The sequence below is a fragment of the Streptomyces sp. SCSIO ZS0520 genome, assembly GCF_025643355.1.
GTDB classification, from domain to species: domain Bacteria; phylum Actinomycetota; class Actinomycetes; order Streptomycetales; family Streptomycetaceae; genus Streptomyces; species Streptomyces physcomitrii.
This window is the reverse complement of the sequence record NZ_CP092644.1, coordinates 6,735,176-6,751,640: the sequence shown is the minus strand read 5'-3', so window position 1 is coordinate 6,751,640 and position 16,465 is coordinate 6,735,176. Positions and strand designations below refer to the sequence as shown.

Sequence of the window (16,465 nt, the reverse complement as noted above, 5' to 3'; positions counted from 1 at the left end):
GCCGGGCCGCGGACCTCAGACGTCGCCCTCCCTCAGGCGTTGTCCTTCACCACGCCGTCCTCGGCCACACTGTCCTCGGCCACGCCGTCCTCGACCACGCTGTCCCGCACCGCGGGCTTCTTCGCGAGGAGCGGGCCCGCGCCGGCTCCGGCGTCCTCGCCGTGCTCGCGCGCCCGGGCCTTTCCCGCCGCGCCGCGTGCCGAGCGGGCCGCGGGCACCACCAGCGGCGTACCCGTCTCGGGGTCGTCGATGACCTGGCAGCGCAGGCCGAAGAGCCGCTCGACCAGCTCGGCGGTGACGATCTCGGCCGGGGCGCCCTCGGCGAGCACCTTGCCGTCGCGCAGGGCGATGAGATGGGTGGCGTACCGGGCCGCGTGGTTGAGGTCGTGCAGCACGGCGACCAGGGTGCGGCCCTGGTCCTCGTGGAGTTCGGCGCACAGGTCGAGGACGTCGATCTGGTGCTGGATGTCGAGGAAGGTCGTCGGCTCGTCGAGCAGCAGCAGCGGGGTCTGCTGGGCGAGCGCCATGGCGATCCACACGCGCTGGCGCTGGCCGCCGGAGAGTTCGTCCACCGGCCGGTCCGCGAGGGCCTCCACACCGGTCGAGGCCATCGACTCCCGTACCACCCGCTCGTCCTCGGCGGACCACTGGCGCAGCAGGCCCTGGTGGGGGTAGCGGCCGCGGGCGACCAGGTCCCCGACGGTGATCCCGTCCGGGGCGATCGAGGACTGCGGCAGCAGGCCGAGGGTCCGGGCCACCTTCTTGGCGGGGTAGGACTGGATGACCTCGCCGTCCAGGAGCACCCGGCCCCTGCTCGGCTTGAGCATCCGGGACAGCGCGCGCAGCAGGGTGGACTTGCCGCAGGCGTTGGGCCCGACGATGACGGTGAAGGAGTTGTCGGGTATCTCGACGGAGAGCTGCTCGGCGATGACCCGCTGGTCGTAGCCGAGGGTCACGTCGTCGGCGATCAGCCGGTTCACTTCAGGGACGCTCCTGCTCTGGTTTCGGGTCGGTGAGGGGGCCGGTGCGGCGGCCGCGGGACGGCGGCTCATATCCGCCCGGCCCGGCGTTCGGTGACGAGCAGCCACAGCAGATAGGCGCCGCCGAGCACGCCGGTGAGCACGCCGACCGGCAACTGGTCGGCGCCGAAGATCCGTTGGGAGGACCAGTCGGCGACCACCAGGAGAGTGGCGCCCATCGCCATCGCCGGTACGAGGTTGGGTCCCGGCGCCTTCGTCAGGCGCTTGGCGAGCTGCGGCGCGGTGAGGGCGAGGAAGCCGACCGGACCGGCCGCCGCGGTGGCCGCCGCGGTGAGGACCACGGCGGAGAGCATGAGCAGCAGCCGGGTGCGCTCGACCCGGACGCCGAGGGCCCCGGCCGCGTCGTCGCCCATCTCCAGCATGCGCAGCGGGCGGGCGTTGACCAGGGCCAGCGGTACGAGCACCGCGCACAGCGCGAGCAGCGGCCAGACCTGGTCCCAGTCCCGGCCGGTGAGCGAGCCGGTCATCCAGACCAGGGCGCGGGCGGCGTCCACCAGGTCGGCCTTGGTCAGCAGATAGCCGTTGACCGCGGTGACGATGGCGGCGGCCCCGATGCCGACGAGGACGAAGCGGTAGCCGTGCACCCCCCGCTTCCAGGCGAGCAGGTAGATCGCGGCGCCGGTGAGCAGGCCGCCGGCCAGGGCGCCCAGGGTGACCTGGGTGGCCGAGCCGCCGAGCACCACGATGGTGAAGAGGGCGCCCGCGGTGGAGCCCTGGCCGAGGCCGAGGATGTCCGGACTGCCCAGCGGATTGCGGGAGACGGACTGGAAGACGGCGCCGCCGAGACCGAGCGCGGCACCCACCAGGAGCGCCACCAGGACCCGCGGCAGCCGCAGGTCGTTGACGATGAACTCCTGGCCGGGATTGCCCTCGCCGAGCAGGGTGCGCACCACGTCGGCGAAGCCGATCGGGTAGTCGCCGGTCCCGATCAGGACGACGCTCGCGAGCAGGGCGGCGAGCAGCAGGAGCAGGACCACCAGGGCCGAGCGCGCCTCCACCCGGACCGAGAGCCCGCCGCGGGTGCGCAGCGACTTCACGGCCGGGCCCTTGCGCGCCGACCTCACGGCCGGGCCGTTGCGCGGCGTCTTCACAGCCGGGGCGTTGCGCGGCGTCTTCACAGCTGGGCCATCCTCTGCCGTCGCACGAGCAGGATGAACACCGGGCCGCCGATGATCGCGGTCACGATGCCCACCTGGAGTTCCGCCGGGCGCACCAGGAGCCGCCCGAGCACATCCGCGCCGAGCAGCAGCACCGGCGAGAGCAGCGCCGAGTACGGCAGGATCCAGCGCTGGTCGGGCCCGGTGAAGGAGCGCACCACATGCGGGACCATCAGGCCGACGAAGGCGATCGGCCCGCAGGCGGCGGTCGCCGCGCCGCACAGCAGGGTGGCCGCGCCGAGCGAGAGCGCCCGGGTGCGGGTCAGCCGGGCGCCGAGCGCGCGGGCGGTGTCGTCGCCCATGGCCAGGGCGTTGAGCGGGCGCGCCAGGAAGAGCGTGAGGAGCATGCCGAGGGCGAGGAAGGGCAGCACCTGGAGCAGGATGTCGTTGTTGGCGTAGGCCAGCGAACCGACCGTCCAGAACCGCATCTTCCCGAGCGCCGCGTCGTCGACGATCATCACGGCCTGGAGGTAGCCGCTGAGGGCCGCGGTGAGCGCGGTGCCCGCGAGCGCGAGCCGTACCGGGGTGGCGCTGCGGCTGCCGCCGAGCGCGTACACCAGGACGCCCACGGCCGCCGCCCCCGCGAAGGCGAACCAGACATAGCCGGTGAGGGAGTTGACGCCGAGGAAGGTGATGGCGGTGACCACCGCCGCGGAGGCGCCCGCGTTGATGCCGAGCAGCCCGGGGTCGGCGAGCGGATTGCGGGTGAGGGCCTGGAGCACCGCGCCCGCGAGTCCGAGCGAGGCCCCGGCGAGCAGCCCGAGGCCGGTACGCGAGAGGCGCTCGCCGACCACCACATCGCTGAAGGTGCCCGAGTCCTGGAAGACCCCGTGCCAGACCTGACCGAGGCTGAGCGGTTTGGCGCCGATCGCGATACTGGCGGCGGCGACCGCGACCAGGAGCACCAGCGCCGCGAGCAGTCCGGCGCCGCGTATCGCGTGCCTCGGCGGCGGCGCGGGAACACTCACCGCGCGCTGTTCAGGGGGACCTTCGACCAACACCCGGTTAGGGTAGCCTATCCTCCGGATCCGGGCTGATGGGCGGGGGTGCCGCCGCCCCCGCCGGCAGCGCGTACCGCCCCGGCACCCGGCCCGCTCACAGCCCCAGCCGCGCCAGCGCCTTCCCCGCGTCACCGCGGCAGGCCCGCTCGCCCCCGGCGCTCCAGGCCGCCGCGCACAACGCCCGCAGCCCGTCCAGCGGTTCGCCCTCGCCGGTCAGCTCCAGCGTCTCGCCCCGGGCCGCGGCCCGCCAGCCGCCGCAGCCGAACTCCCCTTCGTACGCCCGCACTTCGGGCTGCCCGGTGAGCAGGCCCCGCAGGTCGGCGTCGACATAGGTGGGCCGGTGCTCGGGCACCGCCGCGAGCAGCTGGGCCGGGTCGGTCACCCCGGTCAGGACGAGCAGCGAGTCGACCCCGCCGTTGAACGCCCCCTCGATATCGGTGTCCAGGCGGTCCCCGACCACCAGCGGCCGCCGCGCCCCGGTCCGCAGGATCGTCTCCTTGTGCATCGGCGGCAGCGGCTTGCCCGCCACCTGCGGGCTGGCGCCGGTGGCGATCCGCACCACCTCGACGGCCGCCCCGTTGCCGGGCGCGATCCCGCGCGCGCTCGGGATGGTCAGATCGGTGTTGGAGGCGAACCAGGGCAGCCCCCGCGCGACCGCGTAGGAGGCCTCCGCGAAGCGGCCCCAGGGCAGTTCGGGCCCGCCGTAGCCCTGCACCACGGCCACCGGCTCCTCGTCCACCGACTCCACCGGCTCCAGGCCCCGCTCCCGCAGCGCCACCCGCAGGCCCTCGCCGCCGACGACCAGCACCCGTGCACCGGCGGGCAGTTGCTCGCTCATCAGCCGGGCCACCGCCTGCGCCGAGGTGATCACGTCCTCGGTCTCCGCCGGGACGCCGAGTTCGGTGAGGTGGGCGGTGACCGCCTCCGGGGGGCGCAGCGCGTTGTTCGTCACATAGGCGAGGTGCATGCCCCGCTCCCGCGCGGCCGCGAGCGAGTCCACCGCGTGCGCGATCGCCTGACCGCCCGCGTACACCACCCCGTCCAGATCGAGCAGCGCCGTGTCGTAGGCGCTGTCGAGCCGGTCGGCGCTGTGGCCGGGCAGGGTCCTCGGGCTGTGGTCCATGGGTGTGTTCCGTTCCTGTTCGCCGCTGCTCCCCCGATCCTCTCGTATCCGCCGCGCAGACTTACGATGCACAGATGAACAACGCTGGTCCCGCAGGCGGTCCCCGAGGCAGCGGCCTCGATCTCCAGCCCTTCCGGGGCATCCGCTATGTCCCCGAACGGGTCGGCTCCCTCTCCGCGGTGACCTCGCCCCCGTACGACGTCGTGGTCCGCCCCGACGGGCTGCACCAGCTCCAGTCCGCGGACCCGCACAACATCGTCCGGCTCATCCTGCCCCAGGCCCCCGACCCCGAGACCAGCAGCGAACAGGCCGCCGGCGCCCTCACCAGCTGGCTCGCCGAGGGCATCCTCGCCGCCGACGAGACCCCCGCGCTCTACGTCTACGAGCAGCGCGGGGAGTCGATGCTGCAACGCGGGATCATCGGCGCCCTGCGGCTCTCGGAAGCGGAGGAGGGCGTCGTCCTGCCGCACGAGGACGTGATGCCGCAGATCGTCGCGGAACGCGCGGCCCTGATGCGGGCCACCGCCGCCAACCTCGAACCGCTGCTCCTGTCCTACCGCGGCGACGCCGAGGAGTGCGGTACGGCCACCGTCGTCGACCGCACGGTCACCACCGCCCCGCTGCTGAGCACCACCACCGAGGACGGCATCCGCCACACCCTGTGGTCCGTGACCGACCCCGCCTCGCTCACCGCCGTCCAGGAGGACCTGGCCCGGCACGAGGCCCTGATCGCCGACGGCCACCACCGCTGGGCCACCTGCCTGCGGCTGCGCGCGGACCGTCCCGGCCCCAGCCCCTGGGACTTCGGCCTCGTCCTGCTGGTGGACACCGCCCGCCACCCGCTCCAGGTCCGGGCCATCCACCGCCTCCTGCACCGGGTACCGGTCCCCGAGGCGCTCACCGGCCTCAAGGACGCCTTCCGGGTACGCGACCTCGGCGGCGACCTGGACCGGGCGCGGGCCGCCCTCGCCGAGGCGGCCGCCGAGGGCAACGCCTTCCTGCTCGCGGGCGACGGCTCCTTCCATCTCGCCGACCGGCCCGACCCCGCCCTCCTGGAGCGGACGGTGCCCGGGGACCGCCCGGCCGCCTGGCGCTCCCTCGACGCGACGGTGCTGCACTCCACCCTGCTCGACCAGGTCTGGCGGATCCCCGACACCCCGGACCACATCGGCTACATCCACCACACCCGCGCCGCGGTCACCAAGGCCGAACGCGACGGCAGCACCGCCGTCCTGATGCACCCGGTCCGCGAGGACGTCGTACGCGAACTGGCCCGCCAGGGCGTCACCATGCCCCGCAAGTCCACCTCCTTCGGCCCGAAGCCCGCGACGGGCCTGGTCCTGCGCAGCCTCACCCTCTGAACACGCGCAGGGGGCGCCCTCCGGGAAGGAGAACGCCCCCTGCTTCTGGGCTACTTCGGTTCCTGGGTTTCTCGGTTCCTTGGCTCCTTGGCTCTTCGGTTCCTCGGTTCCTCGGTTCCCAGGCTGACGTCAGTGGTCGGTGCGGTTGCCGGAGTCGTCGATGCCAGGGGCGTCGATACCGGAGTCGCCGTCGTGGCCGGCGGATGCGCTGTCGTCGTCACCGGAGGAGTCACCGGCGACATCGCCGGAAGCGTCGCCGGAGTCCGGGTCCTCTCCGTCGATCGCCTCGTCGTCCGTGTCGGCCACATCGTCCGCGTCGACCGTCTCGACCACGTCCTCCACGTCGATGTCCTCCACGTCGACCAGGTCCTCGTCCGTGCCCTCGTCGAGAGCGGCATCCGTCTCGGCCGAGGCGCTGGGCGTCACGTCCGCGGCTTCCCGGCTGTCGGCTTCCGCGCCCGCGTCCCCGGCCTCGAAGCCGGGCTCCTCCTCGTCGCCGAGCGCGTCCGTGAACTCGACGCCGTCCAGCTCCGCGAGCCGGTCGGAGGCGTCGGTGCTGCCGTCCTTGTCGGACTCCACGGCCTTGGCGAACCACTCCCGCGCCTCGTCCTCGCGCCCCGCCTCGAGCAGCGCGTCCGCGTAGGCGTACCGGAGCCGGGCGGTCCAGGGCTGCACCGAGTTGGAGGCGAGTTCGGGGCTCTGCAGCGTGACGATGGCCGCCTCGGTCTGCCCGAGGTCCCGGCGCGCACCGGCCGCGACGAGGCGCATCTCCACCTGTCCGGCCTTGTCAAGCTTGTGCACCTCGGGCTCACCGGCCATGTCGAGCGCCTTCTCCGGCCGCCCGAGACCCCGCTCGCAGTCCGCCATGACCGGCCACAGCTCGGTGTTGCCCGTCATCCGCCGGGCCGCCCGGAACTCCCCGAGCGCCTCGCTGTACTTCTGCGTCGCGTACGCCGCGAATCCCGCCGCCTCGCGCACGGCGGCCACTCGCGAGGCCAGCCGCAGGGCCACCCGCGAGTAGCCGTACGCGCCCTCGGGGTCCTCGTCGATGAGCCGGGCGACCATCACCAGGTTCCGCGCGACATCCTCCGCCAGCGTCTTCGGCAGGCTCAGCAGCTCCTGCCGTACGTCCTTGTCGATCTCCTCGCCGGTGACGTCCTCGGGGATCGGCAGCCGCTTGATCGGCTCGCGGTCCCGGTCACGCTCGTCCCGGAACCGCCCACCGCCGTGGCGGTCGTCCCGCCGGTCGTCACGGCCGCGGTAACCGCCACCGCCGGGCCGGCCCCGGTCGTCCCGCCGCGGCCCGCGGTCGTCCCGCCCACGGAAGCCACCGCGGTCGCCGTCCCTGCGGTCGTCCCGCCGGAACGGAGCACGGTCATCACGTCGGTCGTCACGGCGGAACGGGGCCCGGTCGTCACGACGGAAGCCACCGCGGTCACCCTCACGCCGGTCGTCCCCACGGCGCTCGTCACGCCGGAACCCTCCCCCGCGATTGTCGTCACGCCGCTCATCACGCCGGAACGGGGCACGCTCGCCCTCACGCCGGTCATCACGCCGGAACCCACCACGGTCACCGTCCCGCCGGTCGTCCCGCCGGAAGCCCCCGCCGCGGTTGTCGTCCCGCCGCTCATCCCGGCGATCGTCCCGGCGGTCATCACGACGGTCATCACGGCGGTACGAGGGCCGGTCACCGTCACGGCGGTCATCGCGACGGAAGCCGCCACGGTCGTCCCCGCGGCGCTCGTCACGGCGGAACCCGCCACCCCGGTTGTCATCGCGCCGGAACCCACCACGGTCACCGTCACGCCGGTCATCACGGCGGAACCCGCCGCGCTCCTCACCACGGCCCGGCCCGTCCTCGCGGCGGAACGGCGGACGCCCGCCCTCACGCCGGTCGTCGTCACGCCGGAAGCCCCCGCCGCGGTTGTCGTCACGCCGGAAAGATCCCCGGTCCTCGCGACGCCCCTCACCGCGGTCGTCCCGCCGGAAAGCCGGACGCTCATCACGTCGCTCGTCCCGGGGGAAGCGGCCACCGGGACGGTCGTCACGGCGGAAGCCGCCGCGGTCATCGCGCCGTTCCTCCCGCCGGAATCCCCCGCGGTCGCCGTCGCGGCGGTCGTCCCGCCGGAACGGGGCACGGTCGTCCCGCCGGTCGTCACGACGGAACCTGCCCCCGCGGTTGTCGTCCCGCCGGTTGTCGTCACGGCGGAAGCCACCGCGGTCGCCCTGCCGGTCGTCACGGCGGAAGCCACCGCCCCGGTTGTCGTCCCGGCGGTCGTCGCGCCGGAACGGAGGCCGGTCACCGTCCCGCCGGAAACCCCCGCGGTCACCCTCACGCCGGTCGTCCCGACGGTCGTCCCGACGGTACGAGGGCCGGTCACCGTCACGGCGGAAGCCGCCACCACGGTTGTCGTCGCGCCGGAAGCCCCCGCCGCGGTTGTCGTCACGACGTCCGGCGCCGGCACGGTCATGGGAGCGGGCGGGCCGGTTTCCCCCACGGTCACCACTGTCCCGGCGGCGCTCGTCGCGCTCGGGTCGCTCGTCGGGAGAGTTGGGGGACATGGGTGACTCCTCTGTCTTTGGTACGCAGTCATTCTCGCGCAGCCCGGTATCGAGCGCGCGGCATGGAAAACAAAAAAGGACCTGTGGTCCCAGCGTGAACGCTGGGACCACAGGTCCTCAAAGATTGTTCGGCGGCGTCCTACTCTCCCACAGGGTCCCCCCTGCAGTACCATCGGCGCTGTAAGGCTTAGCTTCCGGGTTCGAAATGTAACCGGGCGTTTCCCTCACGCTATGGCCACCGAAACCCCTTCAGACTCCCCGTACGAATACGGAGAAAAGAACAGGGCAGCGAACAAGCACACTCTTCAATTAAGCAGTGGAACTGTTCAGCCAGCACAACTGTTCGTTGTCTGGGAACTACACAGTGGACGCGAGCAACTGAGGACAAGCCCTCGGCCTATTAGTACCGGTCAACTCCACCCCTCACAGGGCTTCCATATCCGGCCTATCAACCCAGTCGTCTACTGGGAGCCTTACCCTCTCAAAGGAGGTGGGAACACTCATCTCGAAGCAGGCTTCCCGCTTAGATGCTTTCAGCGGTTATCCCTCCCGAACGTAGCCAACCAGCCATGCCCTTGGCAGAACAACTGGCACACCAGAGGTTCGTCCGTCCCGGTCCTCTCGTACTAGGGACAGCCCTTCTCAATATTCCTACGCGCACAGCGGATAGGGACCGAACTGTCTCACGACGTTCTAAACCCAGCTCGCGTACCGCTTTAATGGGCGAACAGCCCAACCCTTGGGACCGACTCCAGCCCCAGGATGCGACGAGCCGACATCGAGGTGCCAAACCATCCCGTCGATATGGACTCTTGGGGAAGATCAGCCTGTTATCCCCGGGGTACCTTTTATCCGTTGAGCGACGGCGCTTCCACAAGCCACCGCCGGATCACTAGTCCCGACTTTCGTCCCTGCTCGACCCGTCGGTCTCACAGTCAAGCTCCCTTGTGCACTTACACTCAACACCTGATTACCAACCAGGCTGAGGGAACCTTTGGGCGCCTCCGTTACCCTTTAGGAGGCAACCGCCCCAGTTAAACTACCCATCAGACACTGTCCCTGATCCGGATCACGGACCCAGGTTAGACATCCAGCACGACCAGAGTGGTATTTCAACAACGACTCCCCCGCCACTGGCGTGACAAGTTCACAGTCTCCCACCTATCCTACACAAGCCGAACCGAACACCAATATCAAACTGTAGTAAAGGTCCCGGGGTCTTTCCGTCCTGCTGCGCGAAACGAGCATCTTTACTCGTAGTGCAATTTCACCGGGCCTATGGTTGAGACAGTCGAGAAGTCGTTACGCCATTCGTGCAGGTCGGAACTTACCCGACAAGGAATTTCGCTACCTTAGGATGGTTATAGTTACCACCGCCGTTTACTGGCGCTTAAGTTCTCAGCCTCGCCCACCCGAAAGTGAGCTAACCGGTCCCCTTAACGTTCCAGCACCGGGCAGGCGTCAGTCCGTATACATCGCCTTACGGCTTCGCACGGACCTGTGTTTTTAGTAAACAGTCGCTTCTCGCTGGTCTCTGCGGCCACCCCCAGCTCACCCAGCACGTGGGATCACCAGAAATGGCCCCCCTTCTCCCGAAGTTACGGGGGCATTTTGCCGAGTTCCTTAACCATAGTTCACCCGAACGCCTCGGTATTCTCTACCAGACCACCTGAGTCGGTTTAGGGTACGGGCCGCCATAAAACTCGCTAGAGGCTTTTCTCGACAGCATAGGATCATCCACTTCACCACAATCGGCTCGGCATCAGGTCTCACCCCTATGTACGACGGATTTACCTATCGCACGGGCTACACCCTTACCCCGGGACAACCACCGCCCGGGATGGACTACCTTCCTGCGTCACCCCATCACTCACCTACTAACCGCTTGGACCGGCGGCTCCACCACTCCCCTCAACTCCGAAGAGATCAGGGCGGCTTCACGGCCTTAGCATCACGATGCTCGATGTTTGACGCTCTACAGCGGGTACCGGAATATCAACCGGTTATCCATCGACTACGCCTGTCGGCCTCGCCTTAGGTCCCGACTTACCCTGGGCAGATCAGCTTGACCCAGGAACCCTTAGTCAATCGGCGCACACGTTTCTCACGTGTGTATCGCTACTCATGCCTGCATTCTCACTCGTGAACCATCCACCACTGCCTTCCGGCGCGGCTTCACCCGGCACACGACGCTCCCCTACCCAACCCAACACCCGTTAGGGCTATCTGCTGGATTGACACGACTTCGGCGGTACGCTTGAGCCCCGCTACATTGTCGGCGCGGAATCACTTGACCAGTGAGCTATTACGCACTCTTTCAAGGATGGCTGCTTCTAAGCCAACCTCCTGGTTGTCTCTGCGACTCCACATCCTTTCCCACTTAGCGTACGCTTAGGGGCCTTAGTCGATGCTCTGGGCTGTTTCCCTCTCGACCATGGAGCTTATCCCCCACAGTCTCACTGCCGCGCTCTCACTTACCGGCATTCGGAGTTTGGCTAAGGTCAGTAACCCGGTAGGGCCCATCGCCTATCCAGTGCTCTACCTCCGGCAAGAAACACACGACGCTGCACCTAAATGCATTTCGGGGAGAACCAGCTATCACGGAGTTTGATTGGCCTTTCACCCCTAACCACAGGTCATCCCCCAGGTTTTCAACCCTGGTGGGTTCGGTCCTCCACGAAGTCTTACCTCCGCTTCAACCTGCCCATGGCTAGATCACTCCGCTTCGGGTCTTGAGCGCGCTACTATACCGCCCTATTCGGACTCGCTTTCGCTACGGCTTCCCCACACGGGTTAACCTCGCAACACACCGCAAACTCGCAGGCTCATTCTTCAAAAGGCACGCAGTCACGAGACAAGCACAAGTGCTTGCCCGACGCTCCCACGGCTTGTAGGCACACGGTTTCAGGTACTATTTCACTCCCCTCCCGGGGTACTTTTCACCATTCCCTCACGGTACTATCCGCTATCGGTCACCAGGGAATATTTAGGCTTAGCGGGTGGTCCCGCCAGATTCACACGGGATTTCTCGGGCCCCGTGCTACTTGGGTGTTCTCCAAACGAGCCGTTGATGTTTCAGCTACGGGGGTCTTACCCTCTACGCCGGACCTTTCGCATGTCCTTCGCCTACACCAACGGTTTCTGACTCGTCGACCAACCGGCAGATTGATCAAGAAGAATCCCACAACCCCACATGCGCAACCCCTGCCGGGTCTCACACACACATGGTTTAGCCTCATCCAGTTTCGCTCGCCACTACTCCCGGAATCACGGTTGTTTTCTCTTCCTGCGGGTACTGAGATGTTTCACTTCCCCGCGTTCCCTCCACATGCCCTATGTGTTCAGGCATGGGTGACAGCCCATGACGACTGCCGGGTTTCCCCATTCGGACACCCCCGGATCACAGCTCGGTTGACAGCTCCCCGGGGCCTATCGCGGCCTCCCACGTCCTTCATCGGTTCCTGGTACCAAGGCATCCACCGTGCGCCCTTAAAAACTTGGCCACAGATGCTCGCGTCCACTGTGCAGTTCTCAAACAACGACCAACCACCCATCACCCCGGGACCACATCCCGAGTTCACTGGGGCCGGCACCGAAGACACCAGGCATACAGCCCGTGCCCTCAGACACCCAACAGCGTGCCCGACACCCCAGACCCCCATGAACCGCGTTCCACGCCCCGAAGAGCAGTACTAACCATCACGAAGTGACCGAAGATGCCGAGTAGTCAACGTTCCACCCATGAGCAACCAGCATCAGACATTCGCCGATGTACTGGCCTCTGACCCGGACAAGTCCGAGTGAGAAGTGCTCCTTAGAAAGGAGGTGATCCAGCCGCACCTTCCGGTACGGCTACCTTGTTACGACTTCGTCCCAATCGCCAGTCCCACCTTCGACAGCTCCCTCCCGCAAGGGGTTGGGCCACCGGCTTCGGGTGTTACCGACTTTCGTGACGTGACGGGCGGTGTGTACAAGGCCCGGGAACGTATTCACCGCAGCAATGCTGATCTGCGATTACTAGCGACTCCGACTTCATGGGGTCGAGTTGCAGACCCCAATCCGAACTGAGACCGGCTTTTTGAGATTCGCTCCACCTTGCGGTATCGCAGCTCATTGTACCGGCCATTGTAGCACGTGTGCAGCCCAAGACATAAGGGGCATGATGACTTGACGTCGTCCCCACCTTCCTCCGAGTTGACCCCGGCGGTCTCCCGTGAGTCCCCAGCACCACAAGGGCCTGCTGGCAACACGGGACAAGGGTTGCGCTCGTTGCGGGACTTAACCCAACATCTCACGACACGAGCTGACGACAGCCATGCACCACCTGTACACCGACCACAAGGGGGACCCTGTCTCCAGAGTTTTCCGGTGTATGTCAAGCCTTGGTAAGGTTCTTCGCGTTGCGTCGAATTAAGCCACATGCTCCGCCGCTTGTGCGGGCCCCCGTCAATTCCTTTGAGTTTTAGCCTTGCGGCCGTACTCCCCAGGCGGGGCACTTAATGCGTTAGCTGCGGCACGGACAACGTGGAATGTTGCCCACACCTAGTGCCCACCGTTTACGGCGTGGACTACCAGGGTATCTAATCCTGTTCGCTCCCCACGCTTTCGCTCCTCAGCGTCAGTATCGGCCCAGAGATCCGCCTTCGCCACCGGTGTTCCTCCTGATATCTGCGCATTTCACCGCTACACCAGGAATTCCGATCTCCCCTACCGAACTCTAGCCTGCCCGTATCGACTGCAGACCCGGGGTTAAGCCCCGGGCTTTCACAACCGACGCGACAAGCCGCCTACGAGCTCTTTACGCCCAATAATTCCGGACAACGCTTGCGCCCTACGTATTACCGCGGCTGCTGGCACGTAGTTAGCCGGCGCTTCTTCTGCAGGTACCGTCACTCACGCTTCTTCCCTGCTGAAAGAGGTTTACAACCCGAAGGCCGTCATCCCTCACGCGGCGTCGCTGCATCAGGCTTCCGCCCATTGTGCAATATTCCCCACTGCTGCCTCCCGTAGGAGTCTGGGCCGTGTCTCAGTCCCAGTGTGGCCGGTCGCCCTCTCAGGCCGGCTACCCGTCGTCGCCTTGGTGAGCCACTACCTCACCAACAAGCTGATAGGCCGCGGGCTCATCCTGCACCGCCGGAGCTTTCCACCCACTTGGATGCCCAAGCAGGTCAATATCCGGTATTAGACCCCGTTTCCAGGGCTTGTCCCAGAGTGCAGGGCAGATTGCCCACGTGTTACTCACCCGTTCGCCACTAATCCCCCACCGAAGCGGGTTCATCGTTCGACTTGCATGTGTTAAGCACGCCGCCAGCGTTCGTCCTGAGCCAGGATCAAACTCTCCGTGAATGTGTACCGGTAATCCGGTCACACACACGAGAGCGGAACCAGGAAGAGGAATAATCCCCCCGGTCCACAGCATCCTCGCTGTGTGTTTCTTCAAAGGAACCCAAACCCAAAACAGTCACAAAGGACTGCCGAGAGTCAGGGGTATCAACATATCTGGCGTTGACTTTTGGCACGCTGTTGAGTTCTCAAGGAACGGACACTTCCTTCGTACTCACCTCGACCATTCAGCCGAGGCTTTCCTCCGGGCGTTTCCCTTCGGTGTTTCCAACCTTACCAGACGCTTTCCGTCCCGATTTCCGGTCCGTAATGTCATCCAGTGGCCGTTGGAGAGCCTTACCTATTCAGTCGCCTTCCGGCTCCCTTTCGGTGTCCCTCACGCTAGCGGAATTCCCTCCGGACTCATAATCGAGCCTCTTCGGCAGATTTCGGCATGCGAAAGCTGCACCCGATGAAGGGGATGTGCCTAGTGAGTGGGTTCGCCGCTCCCGGTGGTCGGCTGACTGCCGGACCGGTTCAAGCGGCTCGGAGTACATTACGGGGCTGCGAAGGCCGGGTCAAGTTCGGCGTTTACGCGGGGCGTGTGCGCGGTAGGGGCTGACGGTCGGGTCCCCGTCGACCCAGAACCGCCAGGGGTGCACGCCCCCTTCACCCGCCACCCCGGTCCGGGGCCCCGTACGTACCAGGTCGGAGGGTGTGGGCGTACCCGCGAGGACGGACAGGGGCGCCTCGGTGGAGGCGCAGACATCGGCGCCGTCGAGCAGGCGGTCGACATCGAGGGCGGTGGCGAGCCGGGCGGGGCCTTTGGCCAGTTCCTTGTCATTGCGGGCCGAGAGTCGCCGTTTACGAGCGGCTTCGGTCCCACTGAGGATCTCCCCGGCGCGCAGCAGCACCCCGCTGGCCATGCCCTCCTCGCCGCAGACCAGGTTGAGGCAGTGCCACATGCCGTAGGTGAAGTAGACGTACGCGTGTCCGGGCGGGCCGAACATCACCGCGTTCCTGGCGGTCCGGCCGCGGAAGGCGTGGGAGCCGGGGTCGATCTCACCCGCGTAGGCCTCGACCTCGGTGAGGCGGAGCTCGATCGTGCCCTCCGGCGCGGTGCGGACGAGGGTCCGCCCGAGCAGGTCGGGGGCGACCTCCAGGACGGGGCGGTCGAAGAAGTCACGGCTGAGGGGCGTACGGTCGGGGGCCACGATCATGGCGCCCAAGCCTAACCCCGGCTCCGCGGCGGCCCTCGGGGCACGGAACCGGCGGCCGGTGGAGCGGAACCGCCCGGGCCCGTATCGCGTTCTAGGGTTTCGAGGATTGAGTCGTCACCACAGGCTGGGCCTGGGGAGGAGAAACATGGGGTTCAAGAAGCTGCTGGCGAGTCTGGGTGCCGGCGGGGCCTCGGTCGAGACGGTGCTGACCGAGGCGAACGTGGTGCCCGGCGGTGTGGTCCAGGGCGAGGTGCGGATCCAGGGCGGCTCGGTCAGCCAGGAGATCGAGGGGCTGTCGGTCGGCCTGCAGGCGCGGGTCGAGGTCGAGGGCAACGACCAGGAGTACAAGCAGGACATCGAGTTCACCAAGGTGCGGCTCGGCGGGGCCTTCACGCTGGCCGAGAACGCGGTGCACGCGGTGCCGTTCGCCCTGGAGATCCCCTGGGAGACGCCGATCACCAGCATCGACGGGCAGCAGCTGCGCGGCATGAACATCGGGGTGAGCACGGAGCTGGAGATCGCCCGTGCCGTGGACTCCACCGACCTGGACCCGGTGGACGTCCACCCGCTGCCCGCCCAGCAGGCCATCCTGGACGCCTTCATCCAGCTCGGTTTCCGCTTCAAGAGCGCGGACATGGAGCGCGGGCACATCCGCGGCACCCGGCAGAAGCTGCCCTTCTACCAGGAGATCGAGTTCTTCCCGCCGCAGCAGTACCGCGGGCTGAACCAGGTGGAGCTGAGCTTCGTCGCCGACGACCGGGAGATGGACGTCGTCCTGGAGATGGACAAGAAGCCGGGCCTGTTCAGCGAGAGCAGCGACACCTTCCGCTCCTTCAAGGTGGGGCTGCACGACTACCAGGCGACCGACTGGACCGCCTACCTCAACCAGTGGCTCTCCGAGGTCGGCAGCCGCCGCAACTGGCTCTGACCTCACCGCGGTCCACCGCGTGAGCCCCGGCCCACGGCACGCAGCGAGTCCTGTGCCGTGGGCCGAGCGCTGTCCGGACTCCCGTACGCCCGGCTCCCCCTGCGGACCGCCTGCCGCGGGCACGGCGGGCGCGCGACCCTCTAGGCTCGGCCCGCAGAGTGTTTGCCGATCAGTGAGGTGCGAGAAGTGACCGAGCTCAACAGGCCGCCCCTTCCCCATGACTTCCACCCCGAGGTGCCCGCGTTCACCGTGGTGAGCGACGATCTGGCGCCGGGTGGCACGCTCAAGGACGATCAGGTCTACGCGGCCGGGAACACCTCGCCGCATCTGCGCTGGGAGGGCTTCCCGGCGGAGACCAAGAGCTTCGCGGTGACCTGCTTCGACCCGGACGCGCCGACCGGCAGCGGCTTCTGGCACTGGACCGTCTTCGACATCCCGGTCTCGGTGACGGAGCTGCCGGTGGGCGCGGGCACCGGCTCCTTCGCGGGCCTGCCCGAGGGCGCCGTGCAGGTGCGCAACGACTACGGCACCCACGACTTCGGGGGTGCCGCCCCGCCCGCGGGCGACCCCGCGCACCGCTATGTCTTCACCGTGTACGCGGTGGACCAGGAGAAGCTGGGTCCCGACGCCACGGGCTCGCCCGCCTTCGTGGGCTTCAACCTCCGCTTCCACACCCTCGCCCGGGCGCAGCTGCTCGGCGAGTACGCGGCACCCGCCGGCGGCTGAGCCGTCACCGGACCGTTGCCCGCCC

At 67.7% G+C, this 16,465-nt stretch carries 10 protein-coding genes and 3 rRNA genes; 4 read left to right on the top strand and 9 right to left on the bottom strand.

Features of this window, described 5'->3' with window-relative positions:
• Window positions 1–32 precede the first annotated feature (32 nt).
• The 4 genes from MID12_RS27380 to MID12_RS27365 all read right to left on the bottom strand — a co-directional run bounded on the left by MID12_RS27380 (window position 33) and on the right by MID12_RS27365 (window position 4,321).
• Window positions 33–980, bottom strand: coding sequence for an ABC transporter ATP-binding protein (locus tag MID12_RS27380; protein WP_263171444.1), 948 nt, complete (start codon window positions 978–980; stop codon window positions 33–35).
• Window positions 981–1,048: 68 nt separating this feature from the next.
• On the bottom strand, window positions 1,049–2,104 hold the full coding sequence (locus MID12_RS27375; RefSeq protein WP_040258398.1) for a FecCD family ABC transporter permease: 1,056 nt from the start codon (window positions 2,102–2,104) through the stop codon (window positions 1,049–1,051).
• Window positions 2,105–2,154: 50 nt separating this feature from the next.
• Window positions 2,155–3,198 carry a FecCD family ABC transporter permease gene (locus MID12_RS27370; protein WP_040254787.1) on the bottom strand — a complete coding sequence of 348 codons (1,044 nt, stop codon included), beginning with the start codon at window positions 3,196–3,198 and terminating at the stop codon, window positions 2,155–2,157.
• Window positions 3,199–3,292: 94 nt separating this feature from the next.
• The gene (locus MID12_RS27365; RefSeq protein ID WP_263171443.1) at window positions 3,293–4,321 is read right to left on the bottom strand and encodes an HAD-IIA family hydrolase; all 1,029 of its coding nucleotides are present in this window, start codon (window positions 4,319–4,321) and stop codon (window positions 3,293–3,295) included.
• Between the two features lie 74 nt (window positions 4,322–4,395).
• On the opposite strand from MID12_RS27365, the gene MID12_RS27360 reads away from it, so the two are divergent.
• The gene (locus tag MID12_RS27360) at window positions 4,396–5,682 is read left to right on the top strand and encodes a DUF1015 domain-containing protein (protein WP_263171442.1); all 1,287 of its coding nucleotides are present in this window, start codon (window positions 4,396–4,398) and stop codon (window positions 5,680–5,682) included.
• A 129-nt stretch (window positions 5,683–5,811) separates the two neighbouring features.
• On the opposite strand, the gene MID12_RS27355 is transcribed toward MID12_RS27360, so the two are convergent.
• Window positions 5,812–6,864, bottom strand: a complete 1,053-nt coding sequence (locus MID12_RS27355) for a tetratricopeptide repeat protein (RefSeq protein ID WP_263173489.1) — start codon at window positions 6,862–6,864, stop codon at window positions 5,812–5,814.
• A 45-nt stretch (window positions 6,865–6,909) separates the two neighbouring features.
• On the opposite strand from MID12_RS27355, the gene MID12_RS27350 reads away from it, so the two are divergent.
• Window positions 6,910–8,250 (top strand): hypothetical protein, encoded by a 1,341-nt coding sequence (locus MID12_RS27350; protein WP_263173601.1) that lies wholly within the window; start codon window positions 6,910–6,912, stop codon window positions 8,248–8,250.
• 120 nt (window positions 8,251–8,370) lie between these two features.
• Here MID12_RS27350 and rrf read toward each other — a convergent pair.
• From rrf to MID12_RS27330, 4 genes are all read right to left on the bottom strand, one after another.
• A 5S ribosomal RNA gene (gene rrf / locus MID12_RS27345) occupies window positions 8,371–8,487 on the bottom strand.
• Window positions 8,488–8,624: 137 nt separating this feature from the next.
• Window positions 8,625–11,747: ribosomal RNA gene (locus MID12_RS27340) — 23S ribosomal RNA — on the bottom strand.
• Window positions 11,748–12,062: 315 nt separating this feature from the next.
• Window positions 12,063–13,590: ribosomal RNA gene (locus MID12_RS27335) — 16S ribosomal RNA — on the bottom strand.
• The 16S, 23S and 5S rRNA genes sit together here, the layout of an rRNA operon.
• Before the next feature lie 554 nt (window positions 13,591–14,144).
• Window positions 14,145–14,786 carry a DNA-3-methyladenine glycosylase gene (locus MID12_RS27330; protein ID WP_263171441.1) on the bottom strand — a complete coding sequence of 214 codons (642 nt, stop codon included), beginning with the start codon at window positions 14,784–14,786 and terminating at the stop codon, window positions 14,145–14,147.
• Window positions 14,787–14,931: 145 nt separating this feature from the next.
• Between MID12_RS27330 and MID12_RS27325 the strand changes: the two genes are divergently transcribed.
• Window positions 14,932–15,714, top strand: coding sequence for a sporulation protein (locus MID12_RS27325; RefSeq protein ID WP_263171439.1), 783 nt, complete (start codon window positions 14,932–14,934; stop codon window positions 15,712–15,714).
• 186 nt (window positions 15,715–15,900) lie between these two features.
• Entirely contained in the window at window positions 15,901–16,440 is a 540-nt protein-coding gene (locus tag MID12_RS27320; RefSeq protein WP_040254778.1) for a YbhB/YbcL family Raf kinase inhibitor-like protein, read from the top strand.
• The last annotated feature ends 25 nt before the right edge of the window (window positions 16,441–16,465 follow it).

Bases quoted from the DNA above. Each gene is read 5' to 3' on its own strand.
- MID12_RS27365 (WP_263171443.1), bottom strand. From the start codon at position 4,321: ATGGACCACAGCCCGAGGACCCTGCCCGGCCACAGCGCCGACCGGCTC.
- MID12_RS27360 (WP_263171442.1), top strand. From the start codon at position 4,396: ATGAACAACGCTGGTCCCGCAGGCGGTCCCCGAGGCAGCGGCCTCGAT.
- MID12_RS27330 (WP_263171441.1), bottom strand. From the start codon at position 14,786: ATGATCGTGGCCCCCGACCGTACGCCCCTCAGCCGTGACTTCTTCGAC.
- MID12_RS27325 (WP_263171439.1), top strand. From the start codon at position 14,932: ATGGGGTTCAAGAAGCTGCTGGCGAGTCTGGGTGCCGGCGGGGCCTCG.